The following is a 25,011-nucleotide window of genomic DNA, read 5'->3' as shown; positions in this document are numbered from 1 at the left end:
GCGGTTGCCTCCGGGGTGCCGCGGCGGCGGTTCAGGCCTCGGCGTGCCGGGTGAGGAAGGCGCCCACGCGCGGGGAGCGCTGGTGCGGGACCAGGGTGCGGGCCGTGCCCGCGAGCATGGACCGGATCCGGGTCGAGCGGACGTCGGCCAGCAGGTCCAGCACCCGGCCGCCCGCCCAGGCCGCCTCGTCGGGCGCCCCGGCGCGGGCCAGGTTCTCGGCGAGCTCCGCCGTGTAGAGGGCGACGTTCCGCGAGAAGTGCGGGTCCTGGAGGTCCGCCGCGCGCCGGGCGTGCCGGGCCGCGCGGACGTGCTCCCCGAGCGCGGCCCAGCAGCGGGACTCCAGGGATTCCAGCTCCGCCTCGCCGAAGAACGACATCCACTCCGGGTCGGCGCCGCACTCGCCCCGCGCGAACTCCGCGTGCGCCCGGGCCAGGGACTCCTCGCAGGCCCTGCGGTCCCCGAGCCCCGCCCAGCCGCCGGCCTCCCGCAGCGCCAGCAGCGCCAGCAGCCGGGGCGAGCCGAGCGGGCGGGCCGCGCGCAGGCCCGCCTGGGCCGCCCGTACCGACTCGCGGTGGCGTCCGCGGTCCCGGGCCAGGAAGGCCATGTTGCTGAAGGCGTGCGCCTCCAGGGCCGCGTTCCCCGAGACCCGGGCGGTGGCCAGGGCCTCCGCGTAGTGCGAGCGGGCGTCCTCGAAGCGGCCCGAGTCGTGCGCCAGCCAGCCCACCGAGACGGCCAGTTCCCCGGCCCCCGCGTGCAGCCGGTCCTCGGTGGACTGCCGGGCGGCCCCCGCGTCGAGCAGCGCGTAGGCGGTCTGCAGGGGCTGCGCCGCCCGCCGGTAGAGGGCGTCGGCGCCGTGCCGGTCGTCCAGCAGCCGGATCTGGCGTACCGCGTCCTCGACCGCGGCGGCCTCGGCCTCCCCGGCGCGGGCGGGGATCCGGCGGCTGTCGCCGAGCAGGGTGAGGCTGAGGGTCGCGGCCGCCACGGTCGCGGAGCCGCCCGTCATGAACGCGCGACGCAGCACGTCGCTCTCCTTGGAACGCTGGATGAGGTGGGGGAAGACCGGGGGAGCGGGCCGGGCGCGCTGCGCGGACCGGCCGCGGACCGTCTCGCGGGGGGAGAACCCGAAGTCGGCGAGGGTACGGCCCGGGAACATGTGGAGGAAGACCCGCTCGTAGGCGTAGTTGGGACAGCGGATCTCGCCCGACTCGACGCGGCCGATGTAGCGGGCGTCGCAGGAAACCGTTTCGCCGATCTCGCGGGCCGCGCGGCGGACCATGGCCGCGAACTCGGCCGGGGAGTGCTGACCGCGCAGCCGGCGGAAGGAGGAGTTGGGTGAGTGGGGGGACGCCGCCATGGACGTGTGCCTCTCTGGACAATCCCAGGTGTCCCGCAGGACCCTGTCGATCCCGGTCGATCTCGCCCCGGAGTCAGGGCTCCGGCGCGCATGAACGTACCGCCGGCGAGGGGTGCTTCATGCGGTGTTTGGCTACAAAACGGATATCTCACCCGTCATCCGCCATGAACTGCCATCCTTTGCGGCGTCTTGCCGCCGCACCCGTTGACGCTTCCGCGCGTTGAACCCATGCGGATACGGATCGAGGAGGGGTTCCCCTTGGTGGAGGCCGGCATGGACAGCATCGGAACGAACACCGCGCCCGGGCCCGGCGCGACCTCCCCGGCCGCGAGCCCGGCCGCGACCCCGGGCGCGGCCCCCTCGGCGGTCCTGTCACCGACCCCTGCGCCCGTCCCGTCACCGGCTGCGACGACCGCCGCCGAGCCCGTCCCGTCACCGGTCGCCGCGTCCGCCCCTTCGTACGTCGTGCCCTTCGCGGCGCCGGACCTGGTGACCGTGCCCGCCCGCCAGGGCCTGGAGGCGGTGGACATCATCCGCCGCGGCGCCGGGCAGGCCGCCCCCGGCGTCGGCCCGGTGCTGCACGACGGCTCCGGCGGGACCCTCGGGTTCCTCGTCCCGCCCGGCACGGCGGACGCCTGGGACCTGCCGGGGAGCGCCTGTACGCAGACCAACGGGCGCGGCATGCGCTTCGGCGACGCCGCCTCGCCCACCGCGGGCGGCACGGGCTGGCTGCTGCCGCCCGAGGCGGTGGGCCCGGTCACCGACCCCGAGGTGCTGCGTGCCGCGCTCGGCGAGGCGGCCCGGCTGATCGAGGCGGCCGACAACTGCCGCTGAGGCGCTGACCAGCCATAATGGGGGCGTGGCAGGCAAGAGCAAGGGCAGCAGGGGTAATCGGGGCGGCGCGGAACCGGTCGTCGGGCAGGTGGGCGGTGGCCTCGCCGAGCTGGTCCCGGACCGCGAACGCCCCCGCGCCTGGACCCTGCTCATCGACGGGGCCCCGCAGTCGCACGTGGACCTGGCGGACCCCGAGCACCTGGACTTCGCGTACCAGCGCCGGATCGGGCACCTCATCGACCTGATCGCCCCGGCCCGCCGGCCCCTGAACGTGGTGCACCTGGGCGGCGGCGCCTTCACCCTGGCCCGCTACACGGCCGCCGTGCGCCCCCGCTCCACGCAGCAGGTGGTGGAGATCGACGGGGCCCTGGTGGCCTTCGTGCGGGAGCACCTGCCGCTGGACCCCCAGGCGCGGATCCGCGTACGGGCCGTGGACGCCCGGGCGGGGCTCGCGAAGGTGCCGGACGGCTGGGCGGACCTGGTCGTCGCGGACGTGTTCAGCGGGGCGCGCACCCCGGCCCACCTGACCAGCGCGGAGTTCCTGGACGACGTACGCCGGGCCCTGGCGCCCTCCGGATGGTACGTGGCCAACCTCGCGGACGGCCCGCCGCTGGCGCACCTGCGGGGCCAGATCGCCACGGCCGCCTCCCGGTTCGCGGAGCTGGCGCTGGCGGCGGATCCGGTCGTCTGGCGGGGGAAACGTTTCGGCAACGCGGTGCTCGTGGCCTCCGACCGAGAGCTGCCCGTCGCGGAGTTCACGCGCCGCGTGGCGAGCGACCCGCACCCCGGCCGGGTCGAACACGGCCGCGCGCTCGCGGACTTCGCCGGCGGCGCCGCCCCGGTCGCGGACGCCTCGGCGGTGGCCTCCCCCCAGCCGCCGCCCTCGGTCTTCCGCTGACGAGGCCCACGGGCGGCACGGCCCACGGGTCGACACGGCCCACGGGTCGACACCGCCTACGGGTCGACGATCTCCACCACCGGCGGGTGGTCGTGCCAGGTGCAGAACACCGACACCTCGCGGCCGCCCTGGGTGAAGGTGACCCGGATCCAGAAGTCCTGCTTCCACACCTGCATCCGCCAGCCCGCCTCCGGTGTGGCCGAGACCAGCCCCGCCGAGGTGGTCCCGAGGTCGAAGACGACCCGGCCCCCCGACACCGCGTAGCTCCTCACCGTGCCGGATCCGCCGCCCTGCCCGTCCTCCGGGTACGGGCTCCGGCCGGGCGGCGGCGCCGCCTGCCTCGGCTTCGCGGACAGGGAGGCCGAAGGGCCGCCCGCAGCGGGCCCCGACGCGGACGCGGAGGCGGACGCCGCCGGGGACGGGGAGCCCGGCGACGGCTCCGGGCCCGGCGTGGCGGAGGACGGCGGCGGGGCGGACGGCGCCCGCGCCGTCAACGGCACCGCGAGCGGAGGGTCGTAGGCCGTTCCGGACATGACCGTGTGCACGCCCCACCACGTCAGGGTCACGGCGGCCGCGGTCGCCAGCACCCAGGCCACGGCATGTACAGGTCCTCGTCGCATCGGGGCCCATCCTGCCCCACCCGTCACAGACCCGGCCCGGCACCTCCCCGGGTCCCCCGGATGGACTACCGTGCGCCCATGGCTAGTGTGCTCGTGGTCGAGGACGACCAGTTCGTACGTTCCGCCCTCATCCGGCACCTGACCGAGGCCTCCCACACCGTGCGGAGCGTCGGCACGGCCCTGGAGGCCCTGCGCGAAGTCGCCCACCACCGTTTCGACGTGGTCATCCTCGACCTCGGGCTGCCCGACCTCGACGGCTCCGAGGCCCTGAAGATGCTGCGCGGCATCACCGACGTACCGGTCATCATCGCCACCGCCCGCGACGACGAGGCCGAGATCGTCCGGCTGCTCAACGACGGCGCTGACGACTACCTGACGAAACCCTTCTCCGTCGAGCACCTCTCCGCCCGGATGGCCGCCGTGCTGCGCCGCGCCCGCGCCGCCGCGGGGGCCGAGCCCCCCTCCCGCGTGCTGCACGTCGGCGGGCTCGCCATCGACCCGCTGCGCCGCCAGGCCGAGCTCGACGGCTGCGTGCTCGACCTCACCCGGCGCGAGTTCGACCTGCTGGCCTTCCTCGCCGGACGGCCCGGGGTGGTCGTGGCCCGGCGCGAGCTGCTCGCCGAGGTGTGGCAGCAGTCGTACGGGGACGACCAGACCATCGACGTGCACCTGTCCTGGCTGCGCCGCAAGCTCGGCGAGACCGCCGCCCGCCCCCGCTACCTCCACACCCTGCGCGGCGTGGGCGTCAAACTGGAGCCACCGCAGTGAGGCGGACGCAGTGAGGCTGACGCAGTGAGGCGGACGCCGTGAGATGGGCGCTGGTCAAGGTGTGCCTCGCGGTCACGGCCATGGTGGTCCTGGCCTTCGCGGTGCCCCTGGCGATGGTGGTGCGGGAGATGGCCAGCGACCGCGCCTTCTCCAACGCCGAGCGGCAGGCCGCCACCATGGGGCCGACCCTGTCCATCACCACCGACCCGGCGCAGCTGCGCCGGGCCGTGGAGTCCACCGAGATGGGCGCCGCCGGGCGGATGGCCGTCCACGTGCCCGCGGTCGGCGGCGCCGCCGCGGTGGACGTCGGCGACGGCCGGGCCTCGGCGCAGGCGGTGGCCGAGACCCGCTCCCTCGGGCGGGCGACGACCACCGGCGTCCCCGGCGGGGGGTCCGCGCTGCTCCAGCCCGTCGCCCTCGGCTCCGGGGACATCGCCGTGATCGAGATCTACGTGCCGGAGAGCGAGGTCAGCAACGGCGTCACCACGGCCTGGCTCGTCCTCGGCGGGGTCGGCCTCGCGCTCGTCATCGGCTCGGTGGCGGTCGCGGACCGGCTCGGCGCCCGCCTGGTGCGCCCCGCCGAACGCCTCGCGGACGCCGCACACCAGCTGGGGGAGGGCAGGCTCGGGGCGCGCGTGCCGGAGGACGGCCCCAAGGAGCTCCGCTCGGCGGCCGTCGCGTTCAACTCGATGGCGGACCAGGTCGTGGAACTCCTCGCCAACGAGCGGGAGCTCGCCGCCGACCTCTCGCACCGGCTGCGCACGCCCCTGACCGTGCTCAGGCTCAACGCGGCCTCCCTCGGCGACGGCCCGGCCGCCGAGCACACCCGGGCGGCGGTGGAGCAGCTGGAACGGGAGGTCGACACGATCATCCGTACCGCCCGCGAGCAGCGCCCGCCCACCGCGGCCGCCACGGCCGGCTGCGACGCCTCCGAGGTGATCCGCGACCGGATGGCCTTCTGGTCGGCGCTGGCGGAGGACGAGGGCCGCGAGGTCCGGCTCGCGGGCGTCGACCGGACCGTGCGCATCCCGGTGGCCCGCCCGGAGCTGGCGGCCGCCCTCGACGCGATGCTCGGCAACGTCTTCCGGCACACCCCGGAGGCCACCGCCTTCGCGGTCGACGTGCACGACGCGGGGGACGCCGTCATCGTCCTGGTCTCGGACGCCGGCCCCGGCATCGCCGACCCGGACGCCGCCCTGCGCCGCGGCAACGACGGCGCGCGGGACGGTTCCACGGGACTCGGCCTGGACATCGTCCGGCGGGTCGCGGAGTCCACGGGCGGCGACGTACGGCTGGGGCGCTCGGTGCTCGGGGGGACCGAGGTACGGGTGTGGATCGCGCTCGACGACCGGGCCCGGGGCGGCGACCGCGGGGCGCGCGGGCGGCGCGCCCGCCGCAGGCGCCGGGGCGACTGACCCCGGCCGGGGCAACCGGCGTACCCCCGGGGGCGCGCCTCGCGGGGCGGAAGTCCGCAGGTCGGTACGGTCCGCCTCATGGACACCCTCATCTTCGGCGGGCTCCTCGCCACCCTCGTCGCGATGCACCGGGACACGTCCCGGACCGTGATGCTCGGCGCCTGGTGGGTCATGCTCGTCGCCGTGCTCCTGCTGATGGCCCACCACATCACCAGCGGCCTCGCCCTCCACCTGAGCTACTGACCCGTGGCCACGATGAACAGCCTCCTGTCGGAGGCGCCGCCGGAGAGCGGCCTGCTGGGGCGGGTCCAGTACTGGTTCGCGTGCTTCTTCGCCGCCGGCTGGACGGCGGTCGTCTGCGGCGGCCTCTTCTACCAGTTCGGGCTGGGGGAGTACCCCTGCCCCCTGTGCGTCGTGCAGCGGATGTTCATGCTGCTGGCCGCGGCCGGCGCCGGATACATCGTCCGCACCGCGCTGACGGCCGGCGTGGTGACGGGCCGGGACTACATGACGGGCTGGGGCATGGCCCTGGTCGCCGTGATGTGCGGCTCCTTCGCCGCGTGGCGGCAGACGATGCTGCACGTCCTCCCCGGCGACAAGGGATACGGCAGCGAGGCGTTCGGCCTGCACCTGTACGTGTGGGCGTGGATCCTCTTCTCCGCCTCGGCCGTCGCGATCGGCGTCGTCCTCGCCCTCGCCCACGCCACGGCCGCCCGGACCGTCCCGACGGCCGCCCCCGGCCCGTACCGGACGGCGGGGATGCTCGTCCTGGGCTTCCTGGGGCTGGTCATCGCCGTCAACCTGGTGGCGGTCTTCCTGGAGGAGGGCTTCCACTGGTTCCTGCCGGACGACCCCTCGCGCTACCGGTTCTTCCACGACGTCGGAATCCTGGACTGAGGGGTTCCGCCGCGCGGGGAACACCGTACGGCTCCCGCCGCCCGGCGCCGGTACGGACGGCCCGCCCGGACGGGGGCGCAAATGTTGCCGCGGCCCCGTGCCGCGCGGAGGGTGGCCCTGACGGAAGGAGCCGCGCATGAGAGTCATGCTCAGGGCCCACATGGACACGGCCGCCACCAATGAGGGCATCTCGACCGGCGGCCTGCCCCAGGCGATGAAGAAGCTGATGGACAGGGTGAAGCCGGAGGCTGCCTACTTCGGCCTCCACGAGGGAGTGCGCTCCTGCTGGATGGTCTTCGACCTCCAGGACAGCGCGGACATGCCCTCGCTGACCTGGGACCTCTTCCACGAGTTCAACGCCGAGATCGAGGTCGCCCCCGTCATGACCGCGGCAGAACTGGCGAAGTCGCTGGGGGCGCTGCACTCGGCGTGAGCCCCGGCGACCCCAGCCGTACGCCGGCCCCCGCGCCCGCGGCTGCGCCGGCCCGGGCGCGCCCGGCGGGTGTACGGACATGCAGAAGGCCCCGGTCCGCTCTCGCGAACCGGGGCCTTCCCGCAGGGTGAGTGACGGGACTTGAACCCGCGGCCACCTGGACCACAACCAGGTGCTCTACCAACTGAGCTACACCCACCATGTCCGGTCGCAGAACGACCGGCCGAAGAAAAGGGTACAGGGTCCGTGAGGGTGCTCGCTCCACCTTTCCCCCGCGCCCCCCCTCCGGGGGTGCTACTCGCCCGCCACCACGTGCTTGGCGGCGATCGACCGGGCGGTGTCCGAGTCGGGTCCGGGCTGCGGCACGAAGACCGCCTCGCGGTAGTAGCGCAGCTCGGCGATGGACTCCCTGATGTCCGCCAGCGCCCGGTGGTTGCCGCTCTTCGGCGGGCTGTTGAAGTACGCCCGCGGGTACCAGCGGCGCGCCAGCTCCTTGACCGAGGACACGTCCACGATCCGGTAGTGCAGGTGGCTCTCCAGCGCGGGCATGTCACGGAAGAGGAACCCGCGGTCGGTGCCGACCGAGTTCCCGCACAGCGGGGCCTTGCGGGGCTCCTTCACGTGCTCCCGCACGTACGCCAGGACCTGCGCCTCGGCGTCGGCCAGGGTCGTGCCGCCGGCCAGCTCGTCGAGCAGCCCGGAGGCGGTGTGCATCTCGCGCACCACGTCCGGCATGGTCTCCAGGGCCGCGTCCGGCGGGCGGATCACGATGTCCACGCCTTCGCCGAGCACGTTGAGTTCCGAGTCGGTGACCAGCGCGGCCACCTCGATAAGTGCGTCGTCCGTCAACGAGAGCCCGGTCATCTCGCAGTCGATCCACACCATGCGATCGTTCATGCGCCCCACCTTATGCCGAAGGTCCCCTTATGCCGAAGGTCCCCCGCACCGGTGCCCGACCGGTGCGGGGGACCTCCCCGCTTCGACGCGGCCGCTACGCGTGCTCGCGCAGCACCCGGCTCGGGGCGTACAGCTCCGTCACGCTCGGACCGGAGGCGGCCAGGGCCGCCGCCGCCCGCTGGGGCTGCGGGGTGCGCTGGTGCGGCACCGGGGCGCCCTGCATCTCCGAAACCGGGGACACGTCGGCCTGCGGCCGGCGCGCGCGGTAGGCGGAGCGGTAGGCGGCCGGGGAGGACCCGAGCTGCCGGCGGAAGTGGCCGCGCAGGGCGACCGGCGAGCGGAAGCCGCAGCGGCCGGCCACCTCGTCGACCGAGTAGTCCGAGGTCTCCAGCAGCCGCTGCGCCTGGAGCACCCGCTGGGTGATCAGCCACTGGAGCGGCGCGCTGCCGGTGAGCGAGCGGAACCGCCGGTCGAAGGTGCGCCTGCTCATGTAGGCGCGGGCGGCCAGCGTCTCCACGTCGAACTGCTCGTGGAGGTGTTCCAGCGCCCAGGCGACGACCTCGGCGAGCGGGTCGGCGCCGATCTCCTCGGGCAGCGACCGGTCGAGGTAGCGCTCCTGGCCGCCCGTGCGGCGCGGCGGGACGACGAGCCGTCGGGCCAGGGCCCCGGCCGCCTCGCTGCCGTGGTCGGTGCGCACGATGTGCAGGCACAGGTCGATCCCGGCCGCGGTGCCCGCCGACGTCAGCACGTCGCCGTCGTCCACGAAGAGCTCGCGGGGGTCGACGTGGACGGACGGGTAGCGCTTGGCCAGCGTCGGCGCGTACATCCAGTGCGTCGTCGCGGGCCGGCCGTCCAGCAGCCCGGCGGCGGCGAGCACGAAGGCTCCCGTGCACAGGCCGACGATCCGGGCCCCCTCCTCGTGCGCCAGGCGCAGCGCGTCGAGCGCCTCCGGCGGCGGCGGAGAAGTGATGGAGCGCCAGGCCGGCACGACGACGGTGCCCGCCCGGGCGATCGCCTCCAGCCCGTACGGCGCGGTCAGTTCGAGTCCGCCGGTGGTCCGCAGCGGACCGTCCTCACCGGCGCACACGAGCAGTCGGTAGCGTGGAACTCCCGCGTCCTGCCGGTCGATGCCGAACACGGACAGCGGAATGGAACTCTCGAAGATCGGCCCGCCGCTGAACAGCAGCACCGCGACGATCTCCCTGCGGCGACGCCCCGCGAGCTTCCGGCCCGCGTCCGCGACGACGGCGGTGGAATCCTGGCTCATGGCGCTAAGCCCCCCTTGGGTGTCGCGACTCCTTGGTCTGGTCGCACCTGCACGTTTCCCCTCGGCCTTGCACGTGGATCCCCCGCCGTAAATACATGATCGAATCTACTGCGTCCCGTGGTGTCGGCGTGACAAGTTCAGCACGCAGCGCTATGTCGACTTGGCAACTTGGCGAAAAGCATTCGATCAGGAAGCGTTCCACTCCGCTACCCGGCGAGGAAGCCCGCGATCCGGCCGTGGCCAGTACCCATGGGGTGGATACGTCCCCCGGAGTCCGTAGTCGCTGGTGGTGGGGGGATCGGGGGGACATTCCGGCAAGGGAAGCACTGGGTCCGGAAGTTGGCTGAAAACAACCGGGTGTGTACGTGCGAACCGGTCAGCCCTGCGGGGACGGGCCACCGGAGCCGTGGCAGCCGCGGTGCGAACCGGCCCCGGTGCGCGAGTGCCGGCCGCGGTGGCCGGACGGAAGCGGATCCTCCGTCAGCACCCGCGCCGCGGCCCGCTGCGTCTTCTCCGAGTACCGCAGCAGCACCCGGCAGGCGGCCGTCACGGCGGCCAGCCCCAGGGTCGCCACGGCGGCCCCGCCGTACGAGGTCCCGTAGACCACCAGGACCACCGGGACGAGCAGGCAGCTGAAGGCGGCCCAGCGCACCACGTCACCCGCCGGGTCGTCATGGGGCCGTCCGGCGGACTGCCCGGACGGGTGAAGCGGGGCGCGTCCGGAGGACGGCACGGAGCGGGCGGACCGGGCGGACCGCGTCATCGGAGCGGGCTGGACGGGCTGGACGGGGTGAACCGGATGACCGGGCACGGCGTACTCCCTGCGGGCTCTTCCTGGACGGTCGGACCCTTGTCCAACGTCGCGCGGCGCGCCTCGGTCACTGCGCGCACGGGTGGCGCGGGCACCGCCCGTCACTGGCTGTAGGGGACAGCTGCCATTGCAAAGGCGCCCGCGCTCCGGCATGCTCCCTGGGACGCTCTCCAAGGGCGGCACGCCCTGTGCAGGACAGGAGTGTCGCCGTACCCTGGTGGGTAAGGGCTGGGAAGATGCTTCCCGGACAGAGTTCCGTCACGCAGCGTCGTCAAAAGCGCTCGTGGGCCCAGTCCGCGTCGTCAGAAAGTCCGAGTCGCCGAAACCGCCCCTGTCGCTTCCCCCGAGGACTCTTCGCCGAGACACCCATGGCCGGTCACGAATTCTCCGAACCCGCGGACCGCAAGCGCAAACACCTCGCCGATTCCGTATCGAGCGACCTGCGCGCGGTGGAACAGACACGTCACCCCTGTGACCCGGCCTTCCGTCACGGCGTGGTGGTGGGCTTCGACGGCTCCACGTCCAGTGAGCGCGCCCTGGCCTACGCGATCGGCATGGCCCGGCGTTCCGGCTCCGGTCTGATCATCGTGCACGTGGCCAACCGGCTGCCCACGACGGTGTGGGCCGGCTGTGAGCCGCCGGTCTTCGTGGACGTGCCCGACCACCGCACCGAGGTCCTCGGCCTGGAGCTGGCCTGCGCGGACTATCTGGCCGAGGTCCCGTGGATCCTGGTCGAGCGCGGCGGTGACATCTGTCACGAGCTGGAGGAGGTCGGCCGGGAATACTCGGCGGACGCCATCGTGGTGGGTTCCACCCACGGACTCGTGGGCCGGATCTTCGGCTCCGTGGCGGGCCGGCTGGCGAAGCGGGCGCAGCGACCGGTTGTTGTCATTCCGTAACCCCCTGTATCTCGGTTGTGCGGTTGTGAACCCCCTTGTAAAGGGTAGATAAATGCTGCTGGGACGCAGCAAACAACTGCAGATCGAAGGGAGCCCGCCGTGGACAATGGTGTCTCTGCGGGAAGCACGGCCTCGACTTCGACCCTGGGGACCATCGCCCTGGGTCTCACCCTTCTCGCGTTCGGTATCGGCCACACGGGCGTCCTCGCCGGTGTGACCGCCGCCAACTCCGTTTCGCTCGCGATGTACGTCGGCGGAGCGGCGCTCTTCCTCCTCGGCCTCCTCGAGTACCGCGGCGGCGACGGCTTCAACGGCACGGCCTTCGCGGGCCTCGGCGTCTTCTGGTTCACCTGGGCCAAGGGCGCGGGCGCCGCGGTCTCGGACGAGGCGGCCGGAGCGTTCCTCGTCCTCTTCGCGATGCTCGCGCTGAGCCTGACGCTCGCCGCGGCGAGCGGAGTGTTCGGCCAGGGCGTCTACGGGCTGCTGACCCTCTCCCTCCTCCTGCTGGCCGTCGCCTCCTTCGCGGACAGCTCCGCACTGGCCAAGGCGGGCGGCTGGGTCGCCGCCGTGGCGGGGCTGCTGGCCTGGTACGGGGCCACCGCCGCGCTGGCGCACTGGCCGATGGCGCTCGGCAGGGCCCGGGGCAGGGCGGTCGCCGCGGGCTGAGCGGACCTGACACCAGGTCACGGCGCTACGGTGCCCCCGCAGTTGCGACGGCTCCGGAACGCGGACGGCCCCCGGGGGAGATCCCCCGGGGGCCGTCCCGCGCTCGCGGCGGTGACTACTCGACCGTGACCGACTTCGCCAGGTTGCGCGGCTTGTCGATGTCCCGGCCCAGGGCCAGGGCGGTGTGGTACGCCAGCAGCTGGAGCGGGATGCCCATCAGGATCGGGTCCAGCTCGTCCTCGTTCTTGGGCACGAGGATGGTGTGGTCGGCCTTCTCCTGCTCGCGGTGGGCGACGGCCAGGATCCGGCCGCTGCGGGCCTTGATCTCCTCCAGCGCCGCGCGGTTCTTCTCCAGCAGGTCGTCGTCCGGGACGATCGCGACCGTCGGCATGGCCGGCTCGATGAGCGCGAGCGGGCCGTGCTTCAGCTCGGAGGCCGGGTAGGCCTCGGCGTGGATGTAGGAGATCTCCTTCAGCTTCAGCGAGGCCTCCAGGGCCACCGGGTAGCCGCGGACCCGGCCGATGAACATCATCGACTTGGCGTCGGCGTACTCGGCCGCCAGCCGCTTGATGTCCTCCTCGCCCTTGAGGATCTCCTCGATCTGCGCGGGCAGCTTGCGCAGGCCCTCGATGATCCGCTTGCCGTCGGTGACCGACAGGTCCCGGATCCGGCCCAGGTGCACGGCGAGCAGCGCGAAGGCCACCACCGTGTTGGTGAAGCACTTGGTGGAGACGACGCACACCTCGGGGCCGGCGTGCACGTACACGCCGCCGTCGGCCTCGCGGGCGATCGCCGAGCCGACCACGTTGACCACGCCGAGGACGCGGGCGCCCTTGCGCTTGAGCTCTTGGACGGCCGCGAGCACGTCGTACGTCTCACCGGACTGGGAGACGGCGATGTAGAGGGTGTCCGGGTCCACGACCGGGTTGCGGTAGCGGAACTCGGAGGCCGGCTCGGCGTCGGCGGGGATGCGGGCCATGCTCTCGATCAGCCCGGCGCCGATGAGGCCCGCGTGGTAGGAGGTGCCGCAGCCCAGGATCTTGACGCGGCGGATGCCGCGGGCCTCGCGCGGGTCCAGGTTCAGGCCGCCCAGGTGGACGGTGTTGAAGCGGTCGTCGATCCGGCCGCGCAGCACGCGGTCGACCGCGTCGGGCTGCTCGGAGATCTCCTTGTGCATGTAGGTGTCGTGGCCGCCCATGTCGTAGGAGGCGGCCTCCCACTCCACGGTCTCCGGGGTGGCGGTGGTCGTCGTACCGCTCGTGGTGTAGGTGCGGAAGTCGTCGGCCTTGAGGGTGGCCATCTCGCCGTCGTTGAGGGTCACGACCTGGCGGGTGTGGGCGATCAGCGCGGCGACGTCGGAGGCGACGAGCATCTCCTTCTCGCCGATGCCGAGGATGACGGGCGAGCCGTTGCGGGCGACGACGATGCGGTCGGCGAAGTCGGCGTGCATCACGGCGATGCCGTAGGTGCCCTCGATGACCTTCAGCGCCTCGCGGACCTTCTCCTCCAGGCTGTCGGCCCGGGAGCGGGCGATCAGGTGGGTGATCACCTCGGTGTCGGTCTCGGACGCGAAGACGACGCCCTCGGCCTCCAGCTTGGCGCGCAGCTCGGCGGCGTTGTCGACGATGCCGTTGTGGACGACGGCGACCTTGTTCTCGGGGTCCAGGTGCGGGTGCGAGTTGGTGTCGCTCGGGGCGCCGTGGGTGGCCCAGCGGGTGTGGGCGATGCCCGTGGTGCCGGCGAAGCGCTTGGGGACGCGGGCCTCCAGGTCGCGGACGCGGCCCTTGGCCTTGACCATCTTCAGCGCGGCGGCCTTCGGGCTGTTGACGACGATGCCCGCGGAGTCGTAGCCGCGGTACTCCAGTCGTGCCAGGCCCTCCAGCAGCAGCGGTGCCACGTCACGCTTGCCGATGTAACCGACGATTCCGCACATACGGTGTTGCCCCTCCTGAAGTTCGGTGTCCTGCTCGTCCGCGCGCGGCCACGGGGCCGCCCCGGCCCCGTCAGCCGTAGACGATGCGGCGCAGCTGCCGGAGCGAGAGCTCCGGGGGCGCCACGGCACGGTGCGGCAGCTCGGCCGCGATCCGCTCGAAGATCTCCGCGTTGACCGCGCCGCCCGACTGCAGCTCGCGGTGGCGTCGGCGGACGAACTCCTCGGTCGTCTCGTTGAAGTACGCGAGCACGTCGAGCACCACCCGGGCGGCCTCGCCGCGCTGCAGCGCGGTGCTGCGCACCAGGTGGTCGACGAGGTCGTCATGGGACGGGCGGCGGTCGAGCACCAGTAGATATTGACTGTCCAAGGGGTGAAACGCAAAGATCCTGCCCGGAATCGGGCAGGATCCCGCTGGTCTGGACCAGGGAAGGGGAGATTCCGGTCCTGGGTGGTCAGAAACGACCCAAAATCGCCGCCTTCGCCGCCGCGAACTCGTCGGCGGTGAGGACGCCCGCCTGGTGCAGGTCGCCCGCCTCGCGCAGCCGCCGCAGCAGGGTGTCGTGGTCCACGGGCTCGCCCGCCAGGGCCGCCGACGACTCCGCGAGCGGCAGCGCCCCGGCCGGCCCGGGCGCGGCGGCCGCCGGATGGGGCATCCGTACGGCCACGGCCGCCGCGACCAGCGCCATCAGCGGATCCTTCTTGAAGCCGAACAGCTCGACCGTGCACGGGTCGTACTTGGGCGCGGGGGTACCCGTGGCGCCCGCCAGGGTGAACCGGAGCCAGCCGTTGTCCAGCCCCTTGGACGGGGACCACTCCACCGCCCGCACGTCCGCGAGCCGGAACTCGCGCGGCCCGCCCGAGCGCTTGGCCTCCTCGGTGGTCCAGTTCCAGTCCAGGACCACCCGGTCACCGTCGAAGGAGGCCGTCCCGTCACCCGCGCCGAAGGCGATCGGCACCGGCGGCCCCGGCAGCAGGTACGCGTCACACGGTCCGGGGTCCACCTGGTCCAGCAGCAGGGCGTTGCGCACCTCGTCCACGAAGTACTCCGCCACCCCGCCGCGGTCCGGCTCCACGGACAGCCGGTACGGGTCCGAAGCCTCCGGCAGGCGCCCGCCCGTCACCTGGAGCAGTGGGTCCGCCCCGTCGCGCAGCCGCAGCCGCAGGCGGCCCGCCTTGCGCCCCGGCTCATGGCTGATCCCCGCGATCGCCCGCAGCGGCACCAGCACCTCGCCGAGATGCTGCCGCAGCAGTCCCACCCCCTTGTCGCGGCCCGGCACGATGCGCACCGCGTCCCCGTCGAAGGTCCACGTACCGTCCTTCTGGATGATTTCCGCCATCCGGTGATTGTCCCACCGGCCCACCCCTCCACGCCGGAGCCCCTGTTGGCCTATACCTGGCCCATGAGAGTCCTGCGACGCGCGCTCGGCACCCTCCTCGTCCTTGGCGGCCTCGGCGCCGCCGTCTCCTGTACCGCGGCCCACGGCGACGACGCCAGACCCGGCGCCGGGCGGCGCGCCGCCCTCGCCCCCTACGAACGGCTCCTGCCGGCGCCCGCCTCCGCGCGGGCCGGAGGCGCCGGGTACGCCTTCGGCCCCGGCACGGTGATCCGTACCGGGCCGGACGCGCCGCGGGAGGTCCGGCAGGTCGGCGAACTCCTCGCGGAGCAGCTGCGCGGGCCGAGCGGGCTGCCGCTGCCGGTGGCGCAGGGGCAGGAGGGGGACGGGATCCGGCTGCGGCTGGACGACGCGGCCCGGGAGCTGGGCGCGGAGGGCTACCGGCTGCGGACCACCGCCTCCGGGGTCACCCTGACCGCGCGCACCCCGGCGGGCCTCTTCCACGCCGGGCAGACGCTGCGGCAGCTGCTGCCGGTGCGGGGCGCGGGCGTGGTGCCGGGCGGCGAGGTCACGGACACGCCGCGCTTCGCGTACCGGGGGGCGATGGTGGACGTCGCCCGCCACCACTTCCCGGTGGAGCAGGTCAAGCGGTACGTCGACCAGCTCGCCCAGTACAAGATCAACACGCTGCACCTGCACCTCACCGACGACCAGGGCTGGCGCATCGCCATCGACTCCTGGCCGCGCCTCGCGACGTACGGCGGCGCGAGCGAGGTCGGCGGCGGCCCGGGCGGGTACTGGACCAAGGCCGCGTACCGGGACCTGGTCGCCTACGCGGCGCAGCGCTACGTCGACGTCGTCCCGGAGATCGACATGCCGGGCCACGTCAACGCCGCCCTGGCCTCCTACGCGGAGCTGAACTGCGACGGCAGGGCCCCCGAGCGCTACACCGGGACCAAGGTCGGCTTCAGCTCGCTGTGCGTGGGCAAGGAGCGCACGTACGAGTTCGTCGACGACGTCCTCGGCGAGATCGCCGCCCTCACCCCCGGCCGCTACCTCCACATCGGCGGCGACGAGGCGCACTCCACCCCGGCGGCGGACTACGCGGCCTTCATGGACCGCGCCCAGGCGGTGGTGGCGAAGCACGGCAAGACGGTGGTGGCCTGGCACCAGCTGGCCGGCGCCCGCCCGGCGCGGGGGGCGGTGCTCCAGTACTGGGGCCACGATAAGACGCCCGCCGCGGACCGGTCGGCGGTCGCCGCGGCGGCCAGGGCGGGCCACCCCCTGATCCTCTCCCCGGCGGACCGCGCCTACCTGGACATGAAGTACGACAAGGCGACGAAGCCGGGCCTGTCCTGGGCCGGCTACGTCCCGGTCCAGCGCTCCTACTCCTGGAACCCGGGCTCCTACCTCCCGGACGTCCCCGAATCCTCGGTCCTCGGGGTCGAGGCCGCCCTCTGGACGGAGAACATCGCGACCCGGTCCGAGTGGGAACTGATGGCCTTCCCCCGCCTCCTGGGCCTCGCGGAACTCGGCTGGTCCCCGGCGGCCGCCCTGGACTGGCCCGCGTACCGCCTCCGCCTGGCCGCCCAGGCCCCCCGCCTGGAGGCCCAGGGCATCACCTACCACCGCGCCCCGGAGGTCCCGTGGGAATAGCGCCGGCCCGGCGTCGCCGGGTGGCGTGAAGGGGACCGTCAGCCGTGGGCGCCCTCCTGCGCTGTCGCAGGTCCGTGCAACGATCTGTCGAACCGGGGGAGGCGGCCGGCGTGCACCAAGGGGGCTTGAGGGAATGGGTTTTGACGAGGAGTGGGCTGAGCTGCGGGCGGCTGCGGCCGAGCGGCCGGCTTCGAGGAACGGCGTAACACCGGGCCCGGCGGAGCGGTGTTCCCGCCGGTGCGGGGGATCGAGCCGGATGCGGCGGCGCCGGACGGGAGGTGGCGGCGTGAGCGGGGACGCGGCTGATCTGGACGTATCGAAGCAGGCACTGGACCAGAGGCGATGCGGATGGATTCGTCGAGCCGGGGAGGGTGAATGCCTCGGGAAGATTCTCGGGCTCTGCGAGGAGCTGTGGCCGACGGTGGCTGGAATCCCGAATGGTTCGATCAGGGATCTCGTGCGAGAGACGGCGCGGTCTGACGAGGCTGCGATTCTGGGCTATCTCGACAGTGGTTACGAGATCCTGTCCTTCATGGGGTCGGTAAAGGATGTTCTGGGGTCAGGCGAAAGAATCCTCGGTGGCGACAATGTTGTCACCGACGGAGAATGGGTTTGGCGGGGAGACCTGTGGTTTTATGTGCTGACATACCACCTTGCCCTGCCGGCTGAATTCCTTCAGCAAGTTCGCGCACGGGAATATTGCATGCCCGATGTTGGGGCTGAACAGCGCGTTGCTGTCTACGAGCAGGTGCGGCACCTCTTGTAGTGCATTGACTGGTGTAGTCACGTCTGGTGACCCCGGAGGGTCAGGCAGTTCGATGGGCGCCAGGGCTGGCCGCGACCCGGGGCCCGGCCCGTCGCCGGGAATCGACCCGGGGGAGGTGGCGCCGCCACGCGCAGGAAATGAGCGGGAAGATATCGAGGGTGAGTGGCAGTGGCTTCGCTGGTCTATTTTCGCAAGGCTTCCGAGGATCCGTATGTGGTCGGTTACGAATTCGGTGACGATCCGCATGCCTTTTCGCGGCGGCTGACCATGCAAAAGGATCTGCACCGCGCGGGCGCTGACGACGGTGTGGTGGACTACACCTTCCTGAAGGCGTCGCGGAAGATCAACGCCATGCATGCGGAAGCCGGCGAGTGGCCGGAGCGAGGGATGAGCGTCAGCTGACCCCCGATGCGAAGCGGTCGTACTCCGAGTCGCCCGGGGGGAGGAGGCCGGCGCGGGTCATGGCGGTGCCCAGTTCCAGCTCGCGCTGCGGGTCCTCGCATTCCAGGCCGCACTGGATGATCTGCGCGACCATCTCCGTGGTGCCGGCCCGGAAGATCGAGCCGCTGTCCGACTGGTAGAACCACGCCTCGTAGAGGGGCGTTCCGTCGGCCGCCACCACGTCCCAGAGTTCGCACGCGTATAGCACGGCCTCGTCGTCGGGGGCGTCCTGATTCAGGCGGCGCTCCGCCGGGAGGTCCTCGTCGTCGTACGCGGTTCCGCACAGCCTGACCTGTTCGAGCTGCGCGGAACCGAGCTGCGTGACCGAGGTGATGTGCCGCCTGTGGGTGAATTCCGCCATGGGCGCGGACGCTAGCAGGGCGCGGGGCGGGTGCGCTTCCGGGGGCCGGGTCGGGAGCCCGCCCCGGCGGGGGTGTGGGAGGTGGCGTCCGGCGTGTGACCCCCGCCGGAAACGGGGCCCTGGTCGGCGAGATCACCGTGCATGACGGTCCTTCCCACACTCGTCGTCGGATCTGGGACCTGGACGGAGTCCTCACCCCTGCGCTAGTTCCAGTAGCTGCCAGAGCTCCTCCACCTCGGCCGTCCCACCCACATCGGCCCGCCCAGCCACGGGATCTCCGGCATGCGCTCCGAGCTGGGCGAGCGCGGCGGCGGGAGACAACCCTTGGACGTACGCCTCCCGTAGTCGGTCCAGCCAGACCAGGCCAGCTCGGTACCCGTCCAGGTCAGCGGCCTCACACGGCTCGAAGCTCGCGGCCCCTTCCTCGTCCGACGCCCACAGGTAACCCAAGATTCCGTGGCCGCCGATTGCCGGAACGTACCGGACAGGCCCGGAGGCCTGCCGCCGATAACCAGGCTCGGATGTCGAGTTCAAGCGGAATACTTCATTTCGATGCGGGATCTCGAACCGGCCCCAGCGGTCCGAAGGAGAGCCGTCGTCCTCGAAGTGGTTATCGACGCCCACGTCGGTCGGAATGCCAAACCAGGTGGGGTCATCGGGGTCGGTCTCGACGCCGAGCGTCTCCGCGAGAGCCTTCAAAACCGCGGCCAAACGCGGGCGGTTCGCTTGGAACACGGCCGCGTGCTGCCGCCCGCGGAGATCGTACGGCATCCAGGCGTCGGTGTACGTTGCGAGGTCCACGTGGAAGAAGTCAGTCGACACACGGACACTGATAACGAACGGCGTTTCGACTGGATCCTCGCTGGCGGTTCCTTCGACGGCGCCGCTACACCGTGCGATCATCTCCACACTGGGCATCTCGCCAACGGCGAGGCTTTCCTGGATTTCCGCTACCAATTCCCCTTCGGCCCCCGAGTCCGCGTCTTGAAGGGCGCCGGCCGGCATGTCGGCCTGCAACAAGAACCTCCGGCGCCCGGGCTCCGGTACCGCTACCTCTACTCGGCCACCCTGCAGGGTTCCGAGCCTGTGCCGAGCCAAGACTTGGAGTACCGAAGAGAGATGGCGAACAGCCGCCCCCACCGGGTCTGCCTCATCCCTGACATCACTCCAGGACCATCGTGCGACAGGCGTGCTCGCGATCAAGGCCAGCCTCCCGGCATGAGAGTTGCTTCAGGCGGGTACACGAGTGTTCCATCCTCGACTCGAATCACAAAAATATTTGCGAGAATCTTCTTAAACGTGGATTTAGGGTTTTTGGCTCCTTTGAATTGATACCCATGGACCGATCCATCTTTGTCTGGGGCCATGGCGTTCGTATCGCCCGCCCGCCCGGGGCGTCAGCGTCGGGCGAAGGGGGCGAGGGGGTTTTTGAGGGTGCCGATCAGTTGGAGGGCCGCCGACGGGTCGGCCAGGTCGACCATCTGCCGGTTGTCGCGCAGTTGCAGGCGGTTCAGGCAGGACAGCTGGAACTCCGGTGTGAAGAGGTCGTAGCGCGCGAAGCGGTCCGCCAGGGCGGGGAGGGAGTCCTGGTAGTCGTGGGCGCAGTCCGCCACCGCCCGCCAGAACACCTCCTCCGTGCAGATGCCCTCCTCCACCAGGATCGCGTTCAGGAAGCGGAAGAAGCAGTCGAAGACGTCCGTGAAGACGGACAGGAGCCTCATGTCCTCCGGGACGTCGGCCTTGATCCGCTCCACCGCCGGCGGGAGGACCGCGTCCGGGTCCATGACCACGATCTCCTCGGCGATGTCCTTGAAGACCGCCCGCTGAACGACCCCGTCCTTGATGACCAGGATGGTGTTCTCGCCGTGCGGCATGTACGCGAGGTCGTACCGGTAGAAGCAGTGCAGGAGGGGGAGGAGGTAGGCGCGGAGGTACGGCTTGAGCCATTGCGCCGGGGTGAGGCCCGATTCCGCGATGAGGGCGCCGACGAAGGACCTGCCGTCCGCGTCCACGTGCAGCAGCGAGGCCATGGTCGCGAGGCGTTCGCCCTCCCGGAGGGAGTTCACCGGGGACTCGCGCCACAGGGCCGCCAGCATCTTGCGGTACGGCGAGTAGCGGTCCGTCGCGCGCTCGTACTGGCGGTGGTGGTAGCCGATCGCCGCGCGCTCGCGGATGATCGAGAAGTCGACGGACCGGAGGATGTCGTCCGACTCGATCAGCTGGTGCAGCCAGTCGTTGATGGCCGGGGTGGCCTCCATGTAGGCGGCGGAGAGGCCGCGCATGAAGCCCATGTTGAGGACCGAGATGGCCGTCTTGACGTAGTGCTTCGTCGGGGTGGTGGTGTTGAAGAAGGTGCGGATCGACTGCTGGGGGAGGTAGGCGTCCTCGCCCTCGCCCAGCAGGACCAGGCGGCGGTTGGCGATCTCGGCGGCGAAGGTGACCGTGGTCTTGTTCCACCACTGCCAGGGGTGGACGGGGAGGAAGTGGTAGTCCGCCGGGTCGAGGCCCAGGGCGGTCAGCCTCGCGCGGAAGCCCGCCGTCGCGGCCTCGCCCAGCTCCTCGCGCAGGAACGTGTCGTGGTCCAGGCCCGCGCCCGCCGTGAAGGTGGAGACGTCCTTGTGGGCCGCCACCCACACCAGGTGGACCGGGCTCGCCGCCTCCGGGGCGTACGCGAGGTACTCGTGCACGCCGAAACCCAGGCGGCCGTTGTTGGCGACGAAGCAGGGGTGGCCCTCCGTCATGCCCGTCTCGATGTCCTGGAAGGAGGACTTGGCCAGCACCGGGGAGGGGGTCTGCGGCTTCGTGTACTTGAAGGCCGTGCCGGCCAGGGTGGAGGAGATCTCCTCCAGGTAGACGGGCAGGACCTCCGCGCTCAGGCCCAGGGTCTGCCGGAACTCCGTGTGGAAGTCCAGGGCGTCCGGCTCCAGCTGCTCCCCGTCCCGGTGGCGGGTGATCGACTGCTCGTCCACCGCCCAGTGGTCCAGGGCGTGCAGGGCCGCACGGAAGCGGTACTCGACCGTCCCGTCGTCGCTGAGGACGCGGTAGAGGCCGGACCCCAGCTCCTTCGGGGTCAGCAGGCGCTCGTGGGAGAACTCCGCGAGGGCCTTGCGCACCAGGGCGCGGTTCGCGCGGGCCCACCGCTCGGGGGAGAGGTGGGAGACGGCGTCTGTCAGGCTCATGCCGTGACTCCCGTCGTGAGGGCGGTGGCCGCCTCGAACTGCTCGCGGGTGCAGAAGCTGAGCAGGGCGACCTTCTCGGGCTTGCGGACCTCGCGCTCGGGGACGAAGCCGACGGCCTCGTTGAGGGCGTGGACCGCCGTGTTGCGGACGTCCGGTTCGACCACGACGCGCCGGGTGGCGGGGTCGGCGAAGAGGGCGGCCATCACGGTCGTGATCACGGCGCGGGTGAAGCCGGCGAGGGGGGTGTCCGTCGGGGCCACCAGGAAGTGCATGCCCACGTCGCCGGGGCTCGCCTCGTACAGGCCGACGAGCTCCAGGCGGGAGGGGTCGTAGCTCTCCATCAGGAAGGCCGGGCGGCCCTCGTGGAGGCCGAGGAAGGCGTGGTGGTGGTCGTGCGCGGTGATGCGGACGTACTCGCGCTCGACCTCGGTGAGGGAGGCGTCCTGCATCATCCAGAACGACGCCTTGGGGTGCGTGACCCAGCCGTGCAGGAGTTCCGCGTCCGAGAAGGGGTCCAGGGGCCGGACGGAGAAGGTGCCCAGGGCCGGGTCGGTGCGGGAGAACAGGGGGGCGGGGGTGGTGCTCATGCGGGGACGCCTTCCGGGGCCGCGAACTGCTGGAACGCGATGGACTTCTCGACCTTGTAGTGCTCGCGGCCGAGCAGCTCGCCGACGAGGTACGCGTTGCGGTACGCGCCCATGCCCAGGTCGGGCGAGGTGAGGGAGTGGTTGTGGGTGGTGCCGTTCTGCAGGTACACCCCGCGGCCGGTCACGTCGATGCTGTAGTTGCGCGCCGCGTCGAGGCGGCCGTGGCCGTCGAAGTTCAGCCGGTCGCGGACCGGGTCCAGGAACTCCGGTACGCGGTACCGGTAGCCGGTGGCCAGGACCAGGCCCTGCGTGGTGAGGGTGAAGTCCCGCTCCTGCTCCTCCTGGCGCAGGCCCAGGGTGTACGTGCCCGTGGTGGTGTCGTACGCCGTGCTGTTGAGGGAGGTGTTGGTGAGGAGGGTGGTGGGGACCGCGCCCGGCATGGTGACCTTCTTCTGGTAGAGCAGGTCGAAGATGGCGTTGACCAGGTCGCCGTCGATGCCCTTGAAGAGGTTCTTCTGCTGGGTCTCCAGCCGGTAGCGGGTCTCCTCGGGGAGGGCGTGGAAGTAGTCCACGTACTCCGGTGAGGTCATCTCCAGGGTGAGTTTGGTGTACTCGAGGGGGAAGAAGCGCGGCGAGCGGGTGATCCAGTCGAGCCGGTAGCCGTGTACGTCGATCTCGGCGAGCAGGTCGTAGTAGATCTCGGCCGCGCTCTGGCCGGAGCCGACGAGGGTGATCGACTCCTTCGCCTGGAGGGCCTCCTTGTGCCGCATGTACGAGGAGTTGTGCAGGAAGTCGCCGCCCAGGCCCTCGCAGGACGGGGGGACGTACGGCGGGGTGCCGGTGCCCAGGACCAGACGGCGGGCGCGGAACGTCTCCCCGCCGTCCGTGTGGACCTCGTACAGGCCGGTGGCCTCGTCGTGGGTGACCTCGGTGACGGTGGTGGAGTAGAGGACGTTGTCGAGCCGGTCGGCGGCCCAGCGGCAGTAGTCGTCGTACTCGGCGCGCAGCGGGTAGAAGTTCTCCCGTATGTAGAAGGAGTACAGCCGGTCCTTGTCCTTCAGGTAGTTCAGGAAGGAGAAGGGCGAGGTCGGGTCGGCGAGGGTGACCAGGTCCGACATGAACGGCGTCTGGAGGTGCGCGCCGTCCACGAACATTCCGGCGTGCCATTCGAAGTGCGGCTTCGACTCGATGAAGAGCCCGTCGAGCTCGTCGAGCGGTGCGGTCAGGCAGGCGAGTCCCAGGTTGAAGGGGCCCAGGCCGATGCCGATGAAGTCGTGGGGCTTAGCGGTGGACGGCAAGGGATTCTCCCAGGAACTGCTCGGCGTGGGCGGCGAGGAGGTCGAGGACGGCCGTGATGTCGGACGTCGTGGTCTGCGGGTTGAGGAGGGTGAACTTCAGGTACTGCCTCCCGTCGACCTTGGTTCCGGCGACGACGGCCTCACCGGAGGCGAACAGGGCCTTGCGGGCGTGCAGCTGGGCCTCGTCCACGAGGTCGGGGCGCAGGTCGCCGCCGGGGAGGTAGCGGAAGACGAGGGTGGAGAGCTGCGGCTCCACGACGACCTCGAAGCGCGGGTCGGCCGCGATGAGGCCGTGGCCGGCGGCGGCCAGGTCGACGACCTGGTCGAAGAGGGAGCCGACCCCGTCGGCGCCCATCACGCGCAGGGTCATCCACAGCTTGAGCGCGTCGAAGCGGCGCGTGGTCTGGATCGACTTGTCGACCTGGTTCGGGATCCGCTCCTCGGCCATGCGGCGCGGGTTGAGGTAGTCGGCGTGGTACGTGGCGTGCCCCAGCGTGGTGCGGTCGCGCACCAGCATCGCGCTGGAACTCACGGGCTGGAAGAACGACTTGTGGTAGTCGACGGTGACCGAGTCGGCCTTCTCGATGCCGTCGAGGAGGTGCCGGCGGGTGGGGGAGACCAGCAGGCCGCAGCCGTAGGCGGCGTCCACGTGCATCCACGCGGAGTGTTCCGCGGCCAGCCGGGCGATCTCGGGGAGCGGGTCGATGGACCCGAAGTCGGTGGTGCCGGCGGTGGCGACGACGGCCATGGGGACGAGGCCTTCGCCGGCGCAGCTCTCCAGCTCCAGGGCCAGCACCGCGGTGTCCATGCGGCGGTGGCGGTCGACGGGCACGCGGATGACCGCCTCGTAGCCCAGGCCCAGCATGGCGGCCGACTTCTGCACGCTGAAGTGGCTCGCCTCCGAGGCGAAGATGCGGAGTTTCGGGAGCAGTTCGGCCTTGGTGCGCTCGGCGCCCTCGTCACGGGCGCGGCGCATGGCGGTCCGGCAGGCCTCGTCGCGGGCGAGGAGCAGCGCGTGAAAGTTGGACTGGCTGCCGCCGGAGGTGAAGACGCCGTCGGCGTCCTCGCCGAGGCCGATGCGGCGGGCGGTCCAGTCGATCAGCCGGCGCTCGATGAGGGTGCCGCCGATGGACTGGTCCCAGGTGTCGAGGGAGGAGTTGACGGCCGACAGGACCGCCTCGCCGACCACGGCCGGGATGACCACCGGGCAGTTGAGGTGGCCCAGGTAGCGCGGGTGGTGGAAGTACACGGCGTCGCGGAGGTAGACGTCCTCCAGCTCGTCGAGGGCGGCGGCGGCGTCGGCCAGCGGCTCGTCGAGGTCGATCCGGTCGATGACCGGCGCGAGTTCGCCGACGGATATGCCGGTGTGGGGCCGCTGCGTGGCGGCGAGCCGGGCGGCGACGCGGTCGACGCCGGCGGTGACGGAGCGCCGGTAGAGGTCCGCGGTCGTCTCGTTCAGCAGATGCGAGCGCATCAACTTTCCTCCGGGCGGGGGAGCGGGGGGTGGGGTGCGTCAGTTAGGTTAGCCTAACCTAACTTCGATCACAAACAGAGGAGGGGCCCCGCCGCGGGCGGGGGCCGCCCCGGGGAAATACCAGGCTGGGGCCCGGGGTGGTTCAGCGCGGGCGGGGGGGGGGCGCGCCGGGGGCCCCCCCCCGGCCCCGCGGCGCGCCGCGGGTGCACCCACCCCCCGCGCC

The 25,011-nt window shown here is 71.9% G+C and carries 27 protein-coding genes and 1 tRNA gene; 13 read left to right on the top strand and 15 right to left on the bottom strand.

What is annotated here, in order from left to right; translation table 11 throughout:
- Positions 1-31 precede the first annotated feature (31 nt).
- Positions 32-1,354, bottom strand: coding sequence for a tetratricopeptide repeat protein (locus AB0D45_RS20470; protein ID WP_362460941.1), 1,323 nt, complete (start codon positions 1,352-1,354; stop codon positions 32-34).
- 273 nt (positions 1,355-1,627) lie between these two features.
- Between AB0D45_RS20470 and AB0D45_RS20465 the strand changes: the two genes are divergently transcribed.
- Positions 1,628-2,188 carry a hypothetical protein gene (locus AB0D45_RS20465; RefSeq protein ID WP_362460939.1) on the top strand — a complete coding sequence of 187 codons (561 nt, stop codon included), beginning with the start codon at positions 1,628-1,630 and terminating at the stop codon, positions 2,186-2,188.
- A gap of 25 nt (positions 2,189-2,213) precedes the next feature.
- The gene (locus AB0D45_RS20460; RefSeq protein WP_362460936.1) at positions 2,214-3,086 is read left to right on the top strand and encodes a fused MFS/spermidine synthase; all 873 of its coding nucleotides are present in this window, start codon (positions 2,214-2,216) and stop codon (positions 3,084-3,086) included.
- Positions 3,087-3,142: 56 nt separating this feature from the next.
- Here AB0D45_RS20460 and AB0D45_RS20455 read toward each other — a convergent pair whose 3' ends face one another.
- Positions 3,143-3,358, bottom strand: coding sequence for a hypothetical protein (locus tag AB0D45_RS20455; RefSeq protein ID WP_362460933.1), 216 nt, complete (start codon positions 3,356-3,358; stop codon positions 3,143-3,145).
- Between the two features lies 1 nt (position 3,359).
- Between AB0D45_RS20455 and AB0D45_RS20450 the strand changes: the two genes are divergently transcribed.
- The 6 genes from AB0D45_RS20450 (at position 3,360) to AB0D45_RS20425 (ending at position 7,219) form a co-directional block, all read left to right on the top strand.
- Positions 3,360-3,605, top strand: coding sequence for a hypothetical protein (locus tag AB0D45_RS20450; RefSeq protein WP_362460930.1), 246 nt, complete (start codon positions 3,360-3,362; stop codon positions 3,603-3,605).
- A gap of 179 nt (positions 3,606-3,784) precedes the next feature.
- A complete protein-coding gene (locus AB0D45_RS20445; RefSeq protein ID WP_361602536.1) occupies positions 3,785-4,474 on the top strand; it encodes a response regulator transcription factor in 690 nt (229 codons plus the stop codon).
- Between the two features lie 38 nt (positions 4,475-4,512).
- On the top strand, positions 4,513-5,889 hold the full coding sequence (locus AB0D45_RS20440) for a HAMP domain-containing sensor histidine kinase (protein WP_362460927.1): 1,377 nt from the start codon (positions 4,513-4,515) through the stop codon (positions 5,887-5,889).
- Positions 5,890-5,967: 78 nt separating this feature from the next.
- On the top strand, positions 5,968-6,132 hold the full coding sequence (locus tag AB0D45_RS20435) for a DUF5993 family protein (protein ID WP_361602530.1): 165 nt from the start codon (positions 5,968-5,970) through the stop codon (positions 6,130-6,132).
- 12 nt (positions 6,133-6,144) lie between these two features.
- Positions 6,145-6,786 carry a disulfide bond formation protein B gene (locus tag AB0D45_RS20430; RefSeq protein ID WP_361602599.1) on the top strand — a complete coding sequence of 214 codons (642 nt, stop codon included), beginning with the start codon at positions 6,145-6,147 and terminating at the stop codon, positions 6,784-6,786.
- A 136-nt stretch (positions 6,787-6,922) separates the two neighbouring features.
- A complete protein-coding gene (locus tag AB0D45_RS20425; protein WP_361602527.1) occupies positions 6,923-7,219 on the top strand; it encodes a hypothetical protein in 297 nt (98 codons plus the stop codon).
- A gap of 126 nt (positions 7,220-7,345) precedes the next feature.
- Here AB0D45_RS20425 and AB0D45_RS20420 read toward each other — a convergent pair.
- The 4 genes from AB0D45_RS20420 to AB0D45_RS20405 all read right to left on the bottom strand — a co-directional run bounded on the left by AB0D45_RS20420 (position 7,346) and on the right by AB0D45_RS20405 (position 10,194).
- Positions 7,346-7,418: transfer RNA gene (locus AB0D45_RS20420), tRNA-His, on the bottom strand.
- Between the two features lie 95 nt (positions 7,419-7,513).
- Positions 7,514-8,116 (bottom strand): oligoribonuclease, encoded by a 603-nt coding sequence (orn, locus tag AB0D45_RS20415; protein WP_361602524.1) that lies wholly within the window; start codon positions 8,114-8,116, stop codon positions 7,514-7,516.
- Positions 8,117-8,210: 94 nt separating this feature from the next.
- Positions 8,211-9,383, bottom strand: coding sequence for a helix-turn-helix domain-containing protein (locus tag AB0D45_RS20410; RefSeq protein WP_361602521.1), 1,173 nt, complete (start codon positions 9,381-9,383; stop codon positions 8,211-8,213).
- Between the two features lie 376 nt (positions 9,384-9,759).
- Positions 9,760-10,194 carry a hypothetical protein gene (locus tag AB0D45_RS20405; protein WP_362460922.1) on the bottom strand — a complete coding sequence of 145 codons (435 nt, stop codon included), beginning with the start codon at positions 10,192-10,194 and terminating at the stop codon, positions 9,760-9,762.
- 368 nt (positions 10,195-10,562) lie between these two features.
- Between AB0D45_RS20405 and AB0D45_RS20400 the strand changes: the two genes are divergently transcribed.
- Positions 10,563-11,093 (top strand): universal stress protein, encoded by a 531-nt coding sequence (locus AB0D45_RS20400; protein ID WP_361602515.1) that lies wholly within the window; start codon positions 10,563-10,565, stop codon positions 11,091-11,093.
- Positions 11,094-11,192: 99 nt separating this feature from the next.
- A complete protein-coding gene (locus AB0D45_RS20395; protein WP_361602512.1) occupies positions 11,193-11,759 on the top strand; it encodes a GPR1/FUN34/YaaH family transporter in 567 nt (188 codons plus the stop codon).
- A gap of 115 nt (positions 11,760-11,874) precedes the next feature.
- Here the strand turns inward: AB0D45_RS20395 and glmS are convergent, their stop codons facing one another.
- The 3 genes from glmS to AB0D45_RS20380 all read right to left on the bottom strand — a co-directional run bounded on the left by glmS (position 11,875) and on the right by AB0D45_RS20380 (position 15,029).
- Positions 11,875-13,692, bottom strand: coding sequence for a glutamine--fructose-6-phosphate transaminase (isomerizing) (gene glmS, locus AB0D45_RS20390; protein WP_361611266.1), 1,818 nt, complete (start codon positions 13,690-13,692; stop codon positions 11,875-11,877).
- Positions 13,693-13,762: 70 nt separating this feature from the next.
- On the bottom strand, positions 13,763-14,038 hold the full coding sequence (locus AB0D45_RS20385) for a hypothetical protein (protein ID WP_007264192.1): 276 nt from the start codon (positions 14,036-14,038) through the stop codon (positions 13,763-13,765).
- A 106-nt stretch (positions 14,039-14,144) separates the two neighbouring features.
- Positions 14,145-15,029: a DUF4429 domain-containing protein gene (locus AB0D45_RS20380; protein ID WP_362460917.1), complete on the bottom strand. Its 885-nt coding sequence runs from the start codon at positions 15,027-15,029 to the stop codon at positions 14,145-14,147.
- Between the two features lie 63 nt (positions 15,030-15,092).
- On the opposite strand from AB0D45_RS20380, the gene AB0D45_RS20375 reads away from it, so the two are divergent.
- The 3 genes from AB0D45_RS20375 (at position 15,093) to AB0D45_RS20365 (ending at position 17,850) form a co-directional block, all read left to right on the top strand.
- Complete coding sequence (locus tag AB0D45_RS20375) at positions 15,093-16,682, top strand: beta-N-acetylhexosaminidase (RefSeq protein WP_362460914.1); 1,590 nt, start codon at positions 15,093-15,095, stop codon at positions 16,680-16,682.
- A gap of 286 nt (positions 16,683-16,968) precedes the next feature.
- Positions 16,969-17,448, top strand: coding sequence for a hypothetical protein (locus AB0D45_RS20370; protein WP_362460912.1), 480 nt, complete (start codon positions 16,969-16,971; stop codon positions 17,446-17,448).
- Between the two features lie 168 nt (positions 17,449-17,616).
- On the top strand, positions 17,617-17,850 hold the full coding sequence (locus tag AB0D45_RS20365; protein WP_362460910.1) for a hypothetical protein: 234 nt from the start codon (positions 17,617-17,619) through the stop codon (positions 17,848-17,850).
- Here AB0D45_RS20365 and AB0D45_RS20360 read toward each other — a convergent pair.
- From AB0D45_RS20360 to AB0D45_RS20335, 6 genes are all read right to left on the bottom strand, one after another.
- Positions 17,843-18,250, bottom strand: coding sequence for a hypothetical protein (locus AB0D45_RS20360; RefSeq protein ID WP_362460907.1), 408 nt, complete (start codon positions 18,248-18,250; stop codon positions 17,843-17,845). The two genes, AB0D45_RS20365 and AB0D45_RS20360, sit on opposite strands and share 8 nt — an antisense overlap.
- 192 nt (positions 18,251-18,442) lie before the next feature.
- Positions 18,443-19,267, bottom strand: a complete 825-nt coding sequence (locus AB0D45_RS20355) for a hypothetical protein (protein ID WP_362460904.1) — start codon at positions 19,265-19,267, stop codon at positions 18,443-18,445.
- Positions 19,268-19,647: 380 nt separating this feature from the next.
- On the bottom strand, positions 19,648-21,429 hold the full coding sequence (locus AB0D45_RS20350) for an IucA/IucC family siderophore biosynthesis protein (protein WP_362460902.1): 1,782 nt from the start codon (positions 21,427-21,429) through the stop codon (positions 19,648-19,650).
- The gene (locus AB0D45_RS20345; protein WP_362460899.1) at positions 21,426-22,016 is read right to left on the bottom strand and encodes a GNAT family N-acetyltransferase; all 591 of its coding nucleotides are present in this window, start codon (positions 22,014-22,016) and stop codon (positions 21,426-21,428) included. Before AB0D45_RS20345 ends, AB0D45_RS20350 begins: the two co-directional genes overlap by 4 nt.
- Positions 22,013-23,314, bottom strand: coding sequence for a SidA/IucD/PvdA family monooxygenase (locus tag AB0D45_RS20340; protein ID WP_362460896.1), 1,302 nt, complete (start codon positions 23,312-23,314; stop codon positions 22,013-22,015). Before AB0D45_RS20340 ends, AB0D45_RS20345 begins: the two co-directional genes overlap by 4 nt.
- Positions 23,298-24,788, bottom strand: a complete 1,491-nt coding sequence (locus AB0D45_RS20335) for an aspartate aminotransferase family protein (protein ID WP_362460894.1) — start codon at positions 24,786-24,788, stop codon at positions 23,298-23,300. The genes AB0D45_RS20340 and AB0D45_RS20335 overlap by 17 nt, the downstream gene beginning before the upstream one ends.
- Positions 24,789-25,011: the final 223 nt, after the last annotated feature.

Origin of the sequence: Streptomyces sp. NPDC048352, assembly GCF_040651895.1 — a bacterium.
Classification (GTDB): Bacteria; Actinomycetota; Actinomycetes; order Streptomycetales; family Streptomycetaceae; genus Streptomyces.
Note: the sequence above shows the minus strand (reverse complement) of the source record. Positions and strands in the feature narration are given on the sequence as shown.